At 73.2% G+C, this 15,034-nt stretch carries 14 protein-coding genes; 12 read left to right on the forward strand and 2 right to left on the reverse strand.

The window, feature by feature from the left end; translation table 11 throughout:
• Positions 1 to 24: 24 nt before the first annotated feature.
• From OG715_RS06895 to OG715_RS06940, 10 genes are all read left to right on the forward strand, one after another.
• Positions 25 to 660 carry a 4'-phosphopantetheinyl transferase family protein gene (locus OG715_RS06895; protein ID WP_266276430.1) on the forward strand — a complete coding sequence of 212 codons (636 nt, stop codon included), beginning with the start codon at positions 25 to 27 and terminating at the stop codon, positions 658 to 660.
• A 160-nt stretch (positions 661 to 820) separates the two neighbouring features.
• Positions 821 to 1,663, forward strand: coding sequence for an SAM-dependent methyltransferase (locus OG715_RS06900; RefSeq protein WP_266276429.1), 843 nt, complete (start codon positions 821 to 823; stop codon positions 1,661 to 1,663).
• 517 nt (positions 1,664 to 2,180) lie between these two features.
• A complete protein-coding gene (locus tag OG715_RS06905; protein WP_266276426.1) occupies positions 2,181 to 2,651 on the forward strand; it encodes an NUDIX hydrolase in 471 nt (156 codons plus the stop codon).
• 97 nt (positions 2,652 to 2,748) lie between these two features.
• Positions 2,749 to 3,765 (forward strand): Gfo/Idh/MocA family protein, encoded by a 1,017-nt coding sequence (locus OG715_RS06910; protein WP_266276423.1) that lies wholly within the window; start codon positions 2,749 to 2,751, stop codon positions 3,763 to 3,765.
• Between the two features lie 50 nt (positions 3,766 to 3,815).
• Positions 3,816 to 5,105 carry a DegT/DnrJ/EryC1/StrS aminotransferase family protein gene (locus OG715_RS06915; RefSeq protein WP_266276421.1) on the forward strand — a complete coding sequence of 430 codons (1,290 nt, stop codon included), beginning with the start codon at positions 3,816 to 3,818 and terminating at the stop codon, positions 5,103 to 5,105.
• 31 nt (positions 5,106 to 5,136) lie between these two features.
• Complete coding sequence (locus tag OG715_RS06920) at positions 5,137 to 5,826, forward strand: methyltransferase (protein ID WP_266276419.1); 690 nt, start codon at positions 5,137 to 5,139, stop codon at positions 5,824 to 5,826.
• Positions 5,827 to 5,831: 5 nt separating this feature from the next.
• The gene (gene hisN, locus OG715_RS06925) at positions 5,832 to 6,656 is read left to right on the forward strand and encodes a histidinol-phosphatase (RefSeq protein WP_266276418.1); all 825 of its coding nucleotides are present in this window, start codon (positions 5,832 to 5,834) and stop codon (positions 6,654 to 6,656) included.
• A gap of 48 nt (positions 6,657 to 6,704) precedes the next feature.
• Positions 6,705 to 8,270 carry a carbamoyltransferase C-terminal domain-containing protein gene (locus tag OG715_RS06930; RefSeq protein ID WP_266276417.1) on the forward strand — a complete coding sequence of 522 codons (1,566 nt, stop codon included), beginning with the start codon at positions 6,705 to 6,707 and terminating at the stop codon, positions 8,268 to 8,270.
• A 172-nt stretch (positions 8,271 to 8,442) separates the two neighbouring features.
• Complete coding sequence (locus OG715_RS06935) at positions 8,443 to 9,027, forward strand: hypothetical protein (RefSeq protein ID WP_266276416.1); 585 nt, start codon at positions 8,443 to 8,445, stop codon at positions 9,025 to 9,027.
• A 21-nt stretch (positions 9,028 to 9,048) separates the two neighbouring features.
• Entirely contained in the window at positions 9,049 to 10,350 is a 1,302-nt protein-coding gene (locus OG715_RS06940) for a sensor histidine kinase (protein WP_266276414.1), read from the forward strand.
• Here the strand turns inward: OG715_RS06940 and OG715_RS06945 are convergent.
• Positions 10,322 to 11,284 (reverse strand): polysaccharide deacetylase family protein, encoded by a 963-nt coding sequence (locus OG715_RS06945; protein ID WP_266276412.1) that lies wholly within the window; start codon positions 11,282 to 11,284, stop codon positions 10,322 to 10,324. The two genes, OG715_RS06940 and OG715_RS06945, sit on opposite strands and share 29 nt — an antisense overlap.
• Before the next feature lie 203 nt (positions 11,285 to 11,487).
• Between OG715_RS06945 and OG715_RS06950 the strand changes: the two genes are divergently transcribed.
• Positions 11,488 to 13,068, forward strand: coding sequence for a CehA/McbA family metallohydrolase (locus OG715_RS06950; RefSeq protein WP_266276409.1), 1,581 nt, complete (start codon positions 11,488 to 11,490; stop codon positions 13,066 to 13,068).
• Positions 13,069 to 13,331: 263 nt separating this feature from the next.
• A complete protein-coding gene (locus tag OG715_RS06955; RefSeq protein ID WP_266276408.1) occupies positions 13,332 to 13,841 on the forward strand; it encodes an ATP-binding protein in 510 nt (169 codons plus the stop codon).
• A gap of 374 nt (positions 13,842 to 14,215) precedes the next feature.
• Here OG715_RS06955 and OG715_RS06960 read toward each other — a convergent pair whose 3' ends face one another.
• Positions 14,216 to 14,836, reverse strand: coding sequence for a sigma-70 family RNA polymerase sigma factor (locus OG715_RS06960; RefSeq protein WP_266276407.1), 621 nt, complete (start codon positions 14,834 to 14,836; stop codon positions 14,216 to 14,218).
• Positions 14,837 to 15,034 lie beyond the last annotated feature (198 nt).

A 15,034-nucleotide genomic window follows, 5' to 3' on the forward strand; every position in this document is an offset into this window, starting at 1 on the left:
TCGTCCGTCCTGTCCGGGGGAACAGTGATCAGCGCACTCCTGCCCGCGTCCGTCGTCGTCGAGACCGCCTACTCCGACCCGCCCGAGGCCCGCCTGGAGCCCGAGGAGGCGGCGGCCGTCGCCCGCGCCGTCGAATCCCGGCGCCGCGAGTTCACCACCGTGCGCCACTGCGCCCGGCTCGCCCTCGGCCGCCTCGGCGTCCCGTACCGCCCGCTGGTCCCGGGCCTGCGGGGCGCCCCGGGCTGGCCCGAGGGCGTGGTCGGCTCCCTCACCCACTGCGCCGGCTTCCGCGCCGCCGCCGTGGCCCGCGCCGAGGACGTGCTCTCCCTCGGCATCGACGCCGAACCCGCCCTCCCCCTGCCCGAGGGCGTGCTCGACGCGATCGCCCTCCCCGCCGAGCAGCAGCGCAACACCGCCCTCTCCGCCACCCACCCCGGCACGCCCTGGGACCGCATCCTCTTCAGCGCCAAGGAGTCCGTCTACAAGAGCTGGTTCCCGCTGACCCACACCTTCCTCGACTTCTCCGAGGCCGACCTCACCCTCCGCCCGGACGGCACCTTCACCGCCGTCCTCCTCGTCCCCTCCCCGCTGCCCACCCTGGACGGCCGCTGGCGCGTCCACGAGGACCACCTCGCCACCGCGATCACCGTCCTGCGGTAACCGGTCACGGAGAAGCGGTTCCCACCGCCGGTCGCACGGGAAGTCCTTCGGGAAGAACGGAACGGCGTCGCGTTCGTCCGGGAACACCTCTGCCCGCTCCCGGCGAACGCCGCCCGCCCTCGTCACCCGCCGACTCACCCCTCGCACCCGGGAGATCGCGATGACCGACAACCCGTCCGCGCAGCACGGCGTCCCGTCCTCACCCGACCCCGACCCGCTCCGTGACGAGCACACCGAGATCGTGGACGGCGCGGCCGTCGACGGGAACATCCATGTCGGCTACTGGGACGGCCCGGCGGACGGACGGTCGCTCGACCGGGCCACCGACCGGCTCACCGACCTCGTGGCGGGGCGGCTGGCCGCCGCACCCGGCCGCAGTCTGCTGGACGTCGGCTGCGGAACGGGACGGCCCGCGCTGCGCATCGCCCGGGCCACCGGCGGCCAGGTGTCGGGAATCTCGGTCAGCGCCGAGGACATCGCCCTCGCCCGGACCCGGGCGGATGCCGCCGGGCTCGCCGACCGGGTGGATTTCCGGTACGCGGACGCCTGCGCACTGCCTTTCGAGTCCGCGTCCTTCGACGGTGCCTGGGCGATCGAGTCCATGATGCACATTCCCGACCGGACCGCCGCCCTCACCGAGATCGCCCGGACCCTGCGGCCCGGAAGCACGCTGGTCGTCACCGACGTGCTGCTCCGGTCGCCGGTGACCGGTGAGGCCGCGGAGACGGTCCGCCGGACCTGCCGGGCGTTCGGGTCCCCCGCGCTCCCCGAACCGGCGGAGCTCCGCACGGCCCTCGACCGTGCCGGTCTGGAGGTTCTGGAGTTCCAGGACATCGGAGAGAACGTCCGGCGCACCTACCAGGCGTTCGCCGATGCCTTCGCGAATGTCACCCCCTCCGTGGACGACCCGCACTACGAGTTCTTCGACTTCGCCCGTTCCCTTCCCCGGTTCGGTGCCCTCACGGAGATCGGCTACGCCTTCGTGGTCGCGCGCCGCCGGTGAACGGAGGCGCCGGCCGGGCCGGCGGGGCCGGAGGACGGCACCGCCGGGACGCGAAGGGCGGCCGATCCGGCCAATAGAGTTCCCTCACGAACCGTCAGCGGTGGCAGGAAAGAATCGCTCAGGAATCCGCTGCCGGAGCCCCGTCGCCATGGAGCAGGCCGACCCGGGCCGATACCGGACCGTGCGCGGACAAGGCCCCGCCCCGGCGATTCCGCCGGGGCGGATCCGCGGCATTCACCGGGAGGCAATCCCTTCAGCACGCGACCGTCAGCCGTGTCAAGTCGAACTCAAGGCACCTCGAAGAAGTTCGTCCTCGCACCTGTTCTCCGGGATTCGGCTAACCTCGCGTCGTGGAGATGCAAGCTTCAGGTCGTTCATTCTCCAGTTCGAATCCAGTCCGCTTCCTCCCGCCCCGACCCCACCGTTCGGACGGCTCGACCCCACGTCCGTTCGACCGTTCGTACGGGAATACCGATTCCGTACCCCCGTGCCCGTCCGAGCGCGACGGGGGACCCTCATGACCGGGGCAGCCCGGCCCCGACCGGTGGTGGGCGCGCTGATCCGTGATCCGGCCGGCCGGATCTTCGTCCAGCGCCGCTCGGCCGACCGCCCCCTCTTCCCCGGCTGCTGGGACGTGGTCGGTGGAGCCGTCGAACCGGGGGAATCCCTCCTGGAAGCGCTCCGCAGGGAGATCTCGGAAGAGACGGGGTGGCGGTTGCGCCGCGTTCTCGCCCGGGTGGCACAGACGGAGTGGACGGCGGACGGCATCCGGCACATCGAGTCCGACTACCTCGTCGAGGTGGACGGGGACCTCTCCTCGCCCGCACTCGAACCGGACAAACACACCGAGTTCGCCTGGCTGGCCGCCGAGGACGTCACGCTGCTCGACGAGAACACACTGCGCAGCGGCAGCACCTTCATCAAGGACGTCGTGACCGCGGCGCACGCTTGGCGCGCCGACCCTTCGGGGAGCCGCGCGGCTCTCTGAACCGTCTGCGGACACGAAAGTCCGATCCGGGCCGCACAACCCTTTCCCGACTTCCCACGTCATCGTCGAGCGGTGTTCTGCGAGGGGAATATTCTGCATGCCCGGCGACAGGCCGAAGGCCATCCGTCCGCGACCACGAGTCCTGATGATCGGATTTGCCGGGCATCAAGGAAAGGAGTACCTGCCGATCGTCCAGGAGAGTGCCGATATCGTCGGCGGCGTCGACTCCGCCCCGCCCGCCGTACCACTCGCCGACGAATGGGGATTCCCGTACTACGGGAGCCTCGACGACGCGATGAAATCCGTCGAATTCGACGCCGCAGTGGTCACCGTGCCTCACGGCGAGCATTTCCCGGTCTGTACGCGGCTGCTGGCGCACGGCAGGCACGTCATCAAGGAGAAGCCGTTCGCGGTCACCGAACCTGAAGCGCGCCAGCTGATCCGTCTCGCGCAGCAGGCCGACCGCAGCGTCTTCACACTGCTGCAACGGAACTTCGACCCGGTGTTCCGGTTCGCCCGGGACAACCTCGCGCGGATCGGGAGGCCCTACTGGTTCTCCTACGACTACCACTTCAACCTGGCTCGTCCGACCACGGGTTGGCGCGCCTCCCGGGAGCAGGCAAGGGGCGGTGTGCTCCTCGACATGGGCTACCACCTCGTCGATGTGCTCAACGGGATGTTCCCCGAAGCCCCCCGGGTGCACTCGGCCTTCGTGCACCAGTACCAGGAGACGCGGGACCGCCGACTGGAGGATCTGGTCGCCCTCCTGTGCAGCTACCCGTCGAGGGGGCTGGCGGGCTCGCTGCGCATCTCGCGCCACAGCCTCGCGAAGACCGAACAGCTCTGCGTGCTCGGTTCGGAAGGCGCGTTGAACGTCGCCCCCGGGGCGGCCACCCTGCATGCCGTCGGAGGGGCCCAGTTGGAACGCTACGCCCCGGAAGGATCCAGGGCCGACATCACGCGCTCCATGTTCATCCACTACCTGGACCGCCTGGAGGACCGCGACTACCGCCGGGACCACCTCCTGCGTCAACTCGCCACCGTTCGCACGATCGACGGAATCTACCGGGCCCGATCGGGCGGGACGGGCGGACTCACCGACCGATGCGCCTGACCCGCCCCGCAAGGACAGGAACCCACCCCGCAAGGACAGGAAGAGAGCACATGAGTACCGACGAACGGCTCGCCCTTCTCGGGGGCGCACCCGCCATCTCGCGGCCACTGCCCCACGAGGTGTGGCCGCCCCCCGCGGACGAGTCGGAGCTGTCCGAGCTGGCCGCGCAGCGGAACACCGACATCTCCATCAAGGGCAACAGCGGCCCCATCGGCCGGCTCGAAGCCGACTTCCTCGCCTTCCTGGACGGCGGCGCCCGCTACGCGGTCACGTTCAACTCCGGCACCAGCGCGCTCCTCGCCGCCTACTTCGCCCTCGGCGTACGCGAGGGGGTGGACGTCGTGGGACCGGCGCTCACCTACCACGCCGCGCTGAGCCCCGTCTTCGCGCTGCGCGGTGACGTGGTCCTCGCCGACATCGACCCCGACACCCGCGGCCTGGACCCCAAGGCACTCCGGTCCGCGCTGACCGAGCACACCAAGGTCGTCACCGTCGTCCACCAGTGGGGCCACCCCTGCGACATGGACGCGATCCTGGCGATCGCCGAACGGCACGGGCTGCGCGTCCTGGAGGACTGCTCCCACGCCCACGGCAGCCGCTACAAGGGCCGGCCGGTCGGCACCTTCGGCGACGCCGCCGTCTTCTCCCTCCAGGCCAACAAGGCCGTCTACGCCGGAGAGGGCGGCATCCTCGTCACCAGCGACCCCGGGATCCAGGACCGCGCCACCCTCCTCGGGCACTACCGGGACCGCTCCCGGGACTCCGTCCTCGACGAGGACCTGCGGGCCCACTGGGTCACGGGCTTCGGACTCAAGCTGCGCATGTCACCGTTCAACGCCATCGTCGCCCGGCACGCCCTCGCCGCCTTCCCCGCACGCAAGGAGGCCCGGCACCGGTGCCTGCGGCACCTCGGCGAGCAGCTCGCCGACGTGGAGTACCTGCAGCGGGTCCATGTCGCCGACCACGTCGACATGGGCGCCTGGTACGGCTACAAGCCGCTCTACCGGCCCGAGGCGCTGGGTGGCGTTCCGCGTTCGGTGCTCGTCCGGGCGCTGCGCGCCGAGGGCATGGAGGTCGGCGCCCCCTCCGGCCCCCGGCTGTCCACCCTGCCGCTCTACGCGCGCCCCGAGAACCCCCTCTTCCCCGGAGTCCCGAAGAAGGCCACCACGCCGGGGGCCGACTCGCAGGCCGAGCACGTCGAGCAGCACGCGCTCTCCTTGCCGACCTTCACCGCCTGGCCCGACGACACCGCGCTCATCGACCAGTACGCCGAGGCGTTCCGCAAGATCGGCCGTCACCGCGAAGCGCTGGTCCGGTACGCCGCCGATCTGCCCCGATGACCGGAACCGCACCACCGAAGAGGGAGTGGGCATGACTGTCGAAGAGTCGCCGGAGGACGTGGCGAGGGCCCTGCAGCACGCTCTCACCGGTGACGACCTGCCGGACACCTTCACCCTGCTGGGACGGGAATGGACCCTGCACCGGGGCGTCTGGCCCAGCACGCTGAGCGCCGCCACCGAGGTGATGGCCTCGGTGGTGCCCTATCCCCGGGACGGCTCGTTCCTGGAGGTCGGCTGCGGTACGGGCGTCATCGCCGTCACCGCCGCACTCAGCGGCTGCGCCTCCGTCACCGCACTGGACATCAACGAGAAGGCCGTGGCCAACACCGTCGCCAACGCCGAGCGGCACGGTGTGGGCGACCGGGTCCGCGTCCTCCACAGCGACATGTACACGGCACTCGATCCCCTGAGCCGCTTCGACACGATCTTCTGGAACGTGCCCTGGACCTATGTGGAGGACGGCTTCGCCCTCTCCAGCGACGTCCACTCCGCCGTCTTCGACCCGGGCTACCGGGGCCAGGCCCGCTACCTCGCCGGGGCGCACGAGTACCTGGCCGACGGCGGCCGACTGCTGCTGGGCACCGCCCACCTCGGGGACCGTGAACGGCTCGACGTGCTCGCCGGTGAGGCCGGCCTGCGGATCGACATGCTGCGCAAGGTCCGCCGGATCGAGGAAGTGGGCGTCATGGAGTACCACCTGCTCGAACTGCGGACGAGGTGATCCGGGTGACGCCGCCCGTGCCGCCGGAGGACGACCTCGAACTGGCCCTCCGTCTGGGCGACCTCGCCGACGGGCTCACCGTCCGCCGCTTCCACGCCCTCGACCTGCGGGTCCGGGAGAAGCCGGACCGTACACCCGTGACCGACGCGGACACCGCCGTCGAGACGGCCGTCCGCGAGGAACTGCGCTCCGCCCGCCCCCACGACGCGTTCGCCGGGGAGGAGACCGGCGGCTCCGTCTCCTCCGGGCGCACCTGGCTGGTCGACCCCATCGACGGCACCAAGAACTTCCTGCGCGGCGTACCGGTCTGGGCCACGTTGATCGCCCTGCTGGAGGACGACCGCCCCACCGTCGGCGTGATCAGCGCCCCCGCCCTGCACAGCCGCTGGTGGGCGGCGGCGGACCGGGGCGCCTGGCTGCGCCGGGGACCGGCCGGCACCACCCCCGTACGCCTGGGGGTCTCCGGCCGCACCCGCCTCGACCAGGCGTACCTCTCCACCACCAGCACCCGGACCTGGGACGTCTTCCACTCACGTGCGGCCTATCTGCGCCTGGCCGAGGCCTGCTGGGAGGACCGTGCCTTCGGCGACTTCCTCCAGCACTGCATGGTCGCCGAGGGAACGCTCGACATCGCGGCCGAACCGGTCGTCAACCCCTGGGACATCGCCGCGGTACAGGTTCTCGTGGAGGAGGCCGGCGGCCTCTGCACCGACCTCCTGGGCGCCTCGCCCCGGAACGGCACCGGCGCCCTGTCCGCCAACCCGCGGTTGCACCGGCTCGCCGTGGAGGCCCTCTCGGCGCCTGCGGCACCCGGGCCGCCCGGACCCTGAGCCCGCCCCGAACCGTCGGACGCGGAACCCACCGAGAAACGGACCATCATGCTGATTCTTTCCCTCAAGGAAGGCCATGACGGGGCGATCGCGGCCGTCGACGACGGCAGACTGCTCTTCTCCCTGGAAGCCGAGAAGGACTCGTTCCTCCGCTACAGCAATCCGACCGCCGAACTGTTCGCGACGGCGGCGGACCGGCTGGACAGGCAGCCCGACGTCGTCGCCGTGAGCGGCTGGATCAAGGGAACCCAGTGCACCGACCAGGCTTCGCGCGCCGGGTACTTCGGTGTGGGCGCGGCCGCGATCACGGACGAGGCCGGCCGGTTCTTCGGCAAGGCCGTGCGCGTCTTCTCGTCCACCCACGAGCGCTCCCACATCATGACGTCCTACGGCATGTCGGCACTCCGCCGGGACCAGCCCTTCTACAGCCTGGTGTGGGAGGGGAACATCGGCTCGTTCTACCGGATCGACCGGCACGGGCAGGTGACCCATCTCAAGGAAGTGCTCAACTACCCGGGCAACAAGTACTCCTACGGCTTCGCGCTCGCCGACCCGAAGTTCAGTCCGCACCAGGAGTTCGTCCGGTTCCAGGACGCGGGGAAGCAGATGGCCCTGGCCGGATTCGCCGAGAACCGGCCGGCGACCCGGGCGGAACAGGACGTCATCGACTTCGTCCTCGGCCAGAAGGAGGTCATCACCGGAAGCTTGAAGGACCAGATGACCGATTCCCCCTTCCACAACGTCGGTGTGGAATCGAGCGCGTACAAGAACCTGGCGGCCCGGCTCTCGGACGCCATCTTCGACCGCTTCCACGCGTACGCCCGGGAGTACCTGACCGAGGGAATCCCGCTGCTCGTCTCCGGGGGCTGCGGGCTCAACTGCGAGTGGAACCGGCGCTGGCGCGAGTGCGGGTTCTTCCCCGCGGTCTTCGTTCCGCCGTGTCCCAACGACAGCGGCTCCGCGATCGGCACCGCCATCGACGCCCAGCACTTCTACACCGGGTCGGCCGACCTGGAGTGGGACGTCTACGCGGGCGGCGAATTCGTGGAGGACATCGCGTTCGACCCGCAGCGCTACGAGATCCGCCCGCTGGACCACGGCGAGGTCGCCCGCCACCTCCGCGACGGGAAGATCATCGGCTGGGCGCGGGGCCGCTGGGAGATCGGCCCCCGCGCCCTCGGGAACCGGTCGATCCTGGCCGCTCCCTTCACCGAGGAGACCACGGCCAGGCTCAACAGGATCAAACAGCGCGAGAGCTACCGCCCCATCGCCCCGATCTGCCTGGAGCAGGAAGCGGGCCGCTGGTTCGGCGGCGGCCTCCCCGACCCCTACATGCTGTACTTCAGCCGGGTCGAGTCCGCCGACCTGCGCGCGGTGACACACGTCGACGGAACGGCCCGCACCCAGACCGTCGACCCGGCCGCGAACCCGGCCATGGGTGCACTGCTGACCGCCTTCGGCGAACTCACCGGGTTCAGCGTCCTCTGCAACACCTCGCTCAACTATTCGGGACGCGGGTTCATCAACCGGAGCAGCGACCTGATCGCCTACGGCGAGCTGCACGGACTGGACGGGTACGTCGTGAACGACGTCTTCGTCACGCCGCGACGCTAGGACTTCCGCCGGCGCGTGGTGAGGACCGTCGGAACGGCAACCGGACAGGGCATGGCGAGGTCGGGGCGCGGCTGGGGCCGGGGGCTCATGTTCCTGGGACAGGAGTGGGAGGAGGGTGGAGGTACAGCGCCCGCAGGATCGGAGCGGGCCGGGACGGTTACGAGGTGTAACCATGAGTAATGACTCCGTCACCGCAGCGCCCGCCCTGCTCGTCACCGTGCACCACCAGGTACGGGACGGAGTGCCCGGCAAGCTGCTGGCACACGGCTTCATGACCAGCGGCTCGACCGTGCTGGTCCCGGATCCGCCCCGGGAGCTCGCGAGCCCGTGGCGCAGATACATCCTCCGAATATCCCGGTCGCCGGGGCACGACGGCACCGCCGAGGTGCTCCCCGTCGCCGGCATCGCCCTGGCGGCGGTCCACGGGGACGGGATCAGCACCGCGGCGGCCCTGCTGTCGCTGATCTGGCCGACCCGGTTCGAGGTCCCCACGGTGACCTCCACACCGGAACGGGTCGCCGAGCTCCTGGTCCGCCACCACGGCGACCAGTGGGCGGTCTACGCCGAACTCGGCCTCCGGGTGGTGCGCCCGGCCCGGAAGCCCGGCCCGACCGACGAGTGGTGGCTCGGCCCGGCCTACGAGCAGTACGTGCACTCCAGCGTCGAGGACTTCGGCTGCGGCACCTGCGGCAGCAGCCCCAACTGCTGCCAGCGCCCCGGCGCGGCGTCCGCGGCCCCGGCCACCGAAGCGGCCTGACCGGGCCGCGGGGTGATCCCGATGATCACGGCGACAGCGACGCAACGGCCGCGGGAGGCCCGGGACACCGGACCGGGCCTCCCCCCGCCGGTCTGCTGGCAGGACGTCGCGCTGGCGCTCGCGGCGGTCGTCCCGGAGCTGTTCTACTTCGGCACCGTGCTCGCGCCCTGGACGAGCCGGGACCAGCAGGTGTGGATGGTCCTGCTCGCCCTGGGCGAGGCCGCCGCCCTGGTGGTGCGCCGCCGGTGGCCGGTGGCGGTCTTCGGCGTCGTCTGGGCGGTCTCGGCCGGCGCCGATCTGCTCTCGTGGGCGAACGCGCTCGACTACGTGCCCTGCTTCGGGCTGATGGTCGCCCTCTACACCGTCGCCGCACAGTGCCGACGGCCGGTCGCGTACGCGGCCCTGTTCCTCACCCTGGTGCCGCTGGGGCTGGCGATCGCCGAGACCATCGGCAACTACCAGGGCCCGCGGCTCGCCTCCGTACTGGTCGCCAACCTCGCCTTCTACGTCCCGGTGACGCTGGTGGTCTGGGGCTTCGCCCGGTGGAGCCGGGCCGCCGAGGAGGCCGCCGAACGGCACCGCCAGGAGGTCGCCGAGGCCCGGCTGCGGGTCACCCGGGAGCGGGTGCGGATCGCGCGGGAGCTGCACGACATCGTCGCGAACGCCGTCGCGGTGATCGTCATGCGGGCCGAGACGGCCCGGGTCACGGCCCTGGAGGATCCGGCGCGCGGGGAGGCGTTCGGGCACATCGAGGACCTCGGCCGCTCGACGATGGCCGAGCTGCGGCACATGCTGCGGCTGCTCCGCAGTTCCGAGGCCGCGGTCGAGTGCGGGTACAGCCACGGCCTGGGCGATCTGGACGGGTTGCTGGCGGACGTCCGGAAGGCCGGTGTCCGGATCTCCGTGGAGACCCGGGGCGCCCCGCTGCGGATCGACGACAGCGTCAGCCTGACCGCCTACCGGCTGGTCCAGGAGGCCGCCACCAACATCACCAAGCACGCCGGTCCGGGGACCAGGGCGGTGGTCCGGATCACCTGGGACCGGGCGCTGCTGATCGAGGTGGTCGACGACGGCGCCGGGCGGCCGCCGGACGACCGGCGGGAGCTGTCGACCGGGCACGGGCTGCTCGGGCTGCGCGAGCGGGTGGCGCTGTACGGCGGGCTGCTGAGCGCGGCCCCGTACGGGCCCGGGTACCGGGTGGCGGCGGCACTGCCGGTGTCCATGGCCGCCGGGGCCGCCGGGGCCGCTCCGGGCTCCGGTGCGGGCGCCGGGGCGGCGCGGCCGACGGAGGGGGTCAGCGGAAGGCGTCGGAGAGGCGGGTGAAGGTCCGGCCGGCGGCGAGGAGGGTGGGGAGGGCGGTGGCGAGGCCGACGGCGGTGCCGCCGCCGGGGTGGTTCATGTGGGCGATCACGATGCCCCCGGGGTCGGCGGCCAGGAGTTCCCGGCGGACCTGGGCGGCGGGGAGGGTGGCGCCGCCGTCGGCGTTGGTGCTGAAGCCGGCGATCCGCTGGCCGAGGTCGGCGGCGATCCGGGTGGCGACGTCGTCGTAGTGGGCGGTGCCGGAGCGGAAGAAGGCCGGGGGGCGGCCGAGCAGGGCGGTGAGCTTGGCGAGGTTGCCCGCGATCTCGTCGTGGACCTCGCCGGGGTCGCGGGTGCCGGCGATGCCGTAGGCCGAGCGACCGGTGACGGAGAGGGGGCGGTGGGCGGTGCCGTGGTTGGCGATCTCGAAGAGCGGGTCGGCGGCGAGGCTCTCGAAGGTCGCGGGGTTGGCGTCGATCCAGCGGGCGTTCAGGAAGAGGGTGGCGGGGACGCCGTGGGTGCGGAGGGTGTCCACGAGGGCGGCGTCGTAGCCGGAGCCGCCGGGGCCGCCGCAGGCGTCGAAGGTGAGGGCGACGGCGGGGGCGGCGGCCCTGGGGAGCGTGGTGAGCACTCCGGGGACGTCGAGGCCCCAGGCGGCGGGGGCGGCGTCGGCGTAGCGGGCGGTGACGGACGCGCGGGTGGGGACGGTGGCGGGAGCGGCGGGGACGGGGGCCGGTGCGGGGACCTCGGGTGCGGGGACCTCGGGCGCGGGGGCATCAGGGGTCGGGCTCGGGCTCGGAGCAGCAGTCGCGGTCGGGGTCGGCACGGGCGCCACCGGCTCCAGGGTCGGCACGGGCGGCGCGGTCGGGACGGGCGGCGCGGGGCTCGTCGTCGGCGCGCAGGCGGCCAGGGTAGTGCCGGCCGCGGCCACCAGGAGGGTCCGCCGACTGAGTGACATGAATGCGCTCCGAATCTGCCTGACTGTCAGATGATCTGACTACCTCCTATTCAGGGCCCGCCCCACCCCCCGGCGCAACCCGGGTCCGCCTTCACGGGGCCACCACCCGGTGGTGGGGTCCGGCTCACCGGGGGTTCACCCCGGCGAGCCGGCAGCGGGTAGGTACCGGCCGCGAGCATCCCCGGCGAGAGCGGAGGCACCCGATGGCGGACGACGTGCACGAGGAGAGGGCCCGGCCGGGCCGGCGGGGGCTACTGGCCGCAGGCGCGGCGGGCGCGCTCGGCGCGGTGGTGGCGGGCACGGGCACCGCCCGGGCCGAAGGGTCCCAAGGGGCCGCCGCCCCGGCCGCACCCCAGGACCGGACGATCACCCTGACCGGGAAGCTGCCGACCGGCGCACCCGACTTCGTGTACCTGCCCTTCGACGTCCCGTCCGGCGTCCGCGAACTCGCCGTCTCCTACCGCTACGACAGGCCGACCGTGCCGACCGGCACTCCGGGCAACTCCTGCGACATCGGGCTGTTCGACGAGCGCGGCACCGAACTCGGCGGCCGGGGCTTCCGCGGCTGGTCGGGCGGCTTCCGGACCGAGTTCGCGGTGAGCCGGGAGCGGGCCACCCCCGGCTACCTGCCGGGGCCGGTCCGCCCGGGCCGCTGGAACGTCGTCCTCGGCCCGTACCAGATCGCTCCGCAGGGGCTGGAGTACCGGGTCGACGTCACCCTGCGGTTCGGCCCGGCCGGCGGCGCGTTCACCCCCGCCTACCCGCCGGAGCGCGCCCGGGGGCGCGGCCGGGCCTGGTACCGGGGCGACTGCCACCTGCACACCGTGCACTCCGACGGGCGCCGCGAGCCCGCCGAGGTGGCCGCCGGGGCGCGCGCGGCCGGGCTGGACTTCATCGTGTCCACCGACCACAACACCTCCTCCGCCCACGGCGTCTGGGGCCCGCTGGCCGGCCCCGACCTGCTGATCCTGCCCGGCGAGGAGGTCACCACCCGCAACGGCCACTGGCTCGCGCTGGGCCTGCGCCCGGGCGAGTTCGTCGACTGGCGCTACCGCTCCCGCGACGAGGCCCTCCCCCGGTTCGCCCGCCAGGTGAAGCGGCAGGGCGGCCTGGTGGTCCCGGCCCACCCGTTCTGCCCGTACGTCGCCTGCCAGTGGAAGTTCGGGTACGAGCACGCCGACGCCGTCGAGGTGTGGAACGGCCCGTGGACGTACGACGACGAGTCGGCCGTGGACGGCTGGGACGCCCAGCTTGCGGTGGCGCTGCGCGACGGGCGCTCCTGGCTGCCCGCGATCGGCAACAGCGACGCGCACAGCGCCCCGCAGGTGATCGGCTCGCCGCACACCGTGGTGCTCGCCGAGGACCTCTCCCGCGACGACATCCTCGACGGACTGCGGTCCGGCCGCAGCTGGCTGGCCGAATCGGCGGCCGTCCGGCTGGAGTTCACGGCGACCGGGAACGGCCGGCAGGCCGGGATCGGCGAGGAGCTGGCGGTGCCCGCGGACGCGCCGGTGGACGTCCGGCTGGACGTCTCCGGGGTGCCGAACGGCACGGTGCGGTTCCTGACCGACGAGGGCCAGTTGCACCAGGAGTCGCTGCCCGCCGAGGGCGCGGGCACGGTGGTCTGGCGGACGACGGCCTCGCTCGCCGCGTTCGTCCGGGCCGAGGTCCGGCACCCGAGGGCCGACGGGACCCCGGGCCGGGGCAACGCGATGGGCCCGGACCTCCCCTGGGGCCCGATGGCCGCGCTCACCAACCCGATCGTGCTGCGGGCCCGGGCGTAGCGGTCCGCGCGGGCGCGGCGGGAAGGCGAACGGACGGCGGGGGGCCCGCGGAGGGACGGCGGGAGGTCCGGGGAGGGGAGGACTCCGGGGCGCGCCGTGGACTAGGTTGATCCTCGACAGCAGTCACTCGTAGGGACGAGGCGGTCGGCTGTCCGCCTTGCCGGATTCGGTCGGTTCGTGTGCCGACTCCGGCCGGCCCCCGTGCGTTCCGCCCGTCCCGCCCCGGCCCCGTCCGTCCCAGGCCCGCGAAGGGATCAGCAGCTGTGAACCGTACGACCGTAGGTGGGCCGGAGCTCGGAGGCGGACGGGGGGCGGGCAGCGTGGTCGTCCTCTCCGACCCGGCCGCCGGCGCCGGGAGCGGCGCGGTGGCCCCCCTGGTCGCGGACGCGCTCTTCCCCAGCGTCCACCTGCGCGCGGAGGACTTCCGGCGGGCGGTCCGGCAGGGCTATGTCGCCCCGGACCGGCCGGAGGCGCGGCGGCAGAACCTGACCGCGCTGGCGGCCACCGCCCAGGCGGCCTTCGCCTTCGCCTCGGGCGGCTACCAGGTGGTGGTGGAAGGCTCGGTCGCCCCGACCGCTCTGGACGCCTTCCGGCGGGAGAGCCGGGCCACGGGCGCGGCGCTGCACTACGTGGTGCTCAACGGGGGCACGGCCGGGGGTGCCGCGGCCGACGGTGCGCCGCAGGCCGGTGGCCCGGCGGCGGACGCGGCCGAGGCCACGGCGGACACGGTGCTGGCGGGGCTGCGCCGAGGGGCGTACCTGCTCGGCTGGTGAGCATGCCGCCGCCCCGGGGGGAGACCGGGGCGGCGGCAGGAACGGAACGGCGGCGGACGGCGGCCGGGAACGGAAGAGGGGCGGTCGGTCGGTTCTGGGGGGGACCGGCCGACCGCCCGCGGCACGGCGTCACGAGCGACGACGCCCCGGCGTCCGCTCTCCCACAAGAGCGAACGCCGGGGCGGCCGCGGACCCGGCGCCCGAACGGGGGTACAGGCGCCGGTGGCGGTGCCGCCACAATGGTCAACGGACGGCGGCTCGGAAGCGGTTCACGGCCTTCCGGTTCGGGTCCGCCCGGACCGGCCGGGATTTCCCGAAAGGGCAGCGATCGCGGGCGGAACCCCGGCCGGTCAGCCGGTCCCCCGGTCAGAGGCTCAGCCGGCCCAGGCCATCCCGCGGGCCTCCAGGATCGGCCGCAGCGCGCGGACCGCGTAGAAGCTGCGGGACTTCACCGTGCCGACGGGCACTCCCAGCACCTGCGCCACCTCGACCATCGACCGGCCCTTCATGTGCAACTGGACCAGGACGTCCCGGTGGTGCGGCTGGAGCTCGGCCATCGCCACCGCCACGTCCTGGGCGACGAGCACCTCGTCGTAGGGGTCGTGGGCACCGCCGTGGTCCTCCGGGGTCTCGTCGGCGACCTCCTGGGCGCGGGCGGCCTGCATCCGGTAGTGGTCGATGGCGATCCGGCGCGCCACCGTGAACAGCCAGGGGCGGCTGTGCTCGGGGCCGCGCTGCACGGCCGCCGGGTTCTGCCAGGCGCGCAGCAGGGTCTCCTGGACGATGTCCTCCGCCTTGCCCCGGTCGCCGCTGGTCACCCGGAGCATCGCGCGCAGCAGGTAGCCGCCGTGCAGGCGGTAGAGCTCGGCGAGGACGTCCTGGTCCAGGGTGGGCCGGACGGCGGGCGCGGCGGGCGCGGCGGGCACGGCGGGCACGGCGGGTACCGGGGCGTCCCCGGAGGTCGTCCCGGCCAGGGCGGTTGCGTCGATGGCCACGGCTGTTGAGCCCCTCACACCATTCATCGGTACGTCGGTCGGTCGGTACCGGGGTCGATCGCTGTCTCGGTGCACCGGGGCAGGCCACCGCGATCGGACGGCTCCCCGGGCGGTGCCACGCTGACAGCCCCCGCCAACGCGCGGCCAACGCGGCCGCGACCGCCCGCGTTGGCGGGACGTTGGCGTCCCGCCGACGGG

The sequence above is a fragment of the Kitasatospora purpeofusca genome (assembly GCF_036010405.1).
Taxonomy (GTDB): domain Bacteria; phylum Actinomycetota; class Actinomycetes; order Streptomycetales; family Streptomycetaceae; genus Kitasatospora; species Kitasatospora purpeofusca.

Coding starts and splice junctions, on each gene's coding strand:
- OG715_RS06950 (WP_266276409.1), top strand. CDS start 11,488: ATGGCGGACGACGTGCACGAGGAGAGGGCCCGGCCGGGCCGGCGGGGG.
- OG715_RS06910 (WP_266276423.1), top strand. CDS start 2,749: ATGCCCGGCGACAGGCCGAAGGCCATCCGTCCGCGACCACGAGTCCTG.
- OG715_RS06920 (WP_266276419.1), top strand. CDS start 5,137: ATGACTGTCGAAGAGTCGCCGGAGGACGTGGCGAGGGCCCTGCAGCAC.
- OG715_RS06915 (WP_266276421.1), top strand. CDS start 3,816: ATGAGTACCGACGAACGGCTCGCCCTTCTCGGGGGCGCACCCGCCATC.
- OG715_RS06930 (WP_266276417.1), top strand. CDS start 6,705: ATGCTGATTCTTTCCCTCAAGGAAGGCCATGACGGGGCGATCGCGGCC.
- OG715_RS06940 (WP_266276414.1), top strand. CDS start 9,049: ATGATCACGGCGACAGCGACGCAACGGCCGCGGGAGGCCCGGGACACC.
- OG715_RS06935 (WP_266276416.1), top strand. CDS start 8,443: ATGAGTAATGACTCCGTCACCGCAGCGCCCGCCCTGCTCGTCACCGTG.
- OG715_RS06900 (WP_266276429.1), top strand. CDS start 821: ATGACCGACAACCCGTCCGCGCAGCACGGCGTCCCGTCCTCACCCGAC.
- OG715_RS06945 (WP_266276412.1), bottom strand. CDS start 11,284: ATGTCACTCAGTCGGCGGACCCTCCTGGTGGCCGCGGCCGGCACTACC.
- OG715_RS06905 (WP_266276426.1), top strand. CDS start 2,181: ATGACCGGGGCAGCCCGGCCCCGACCGGTGGTGGGCGCGCTGATCCGT.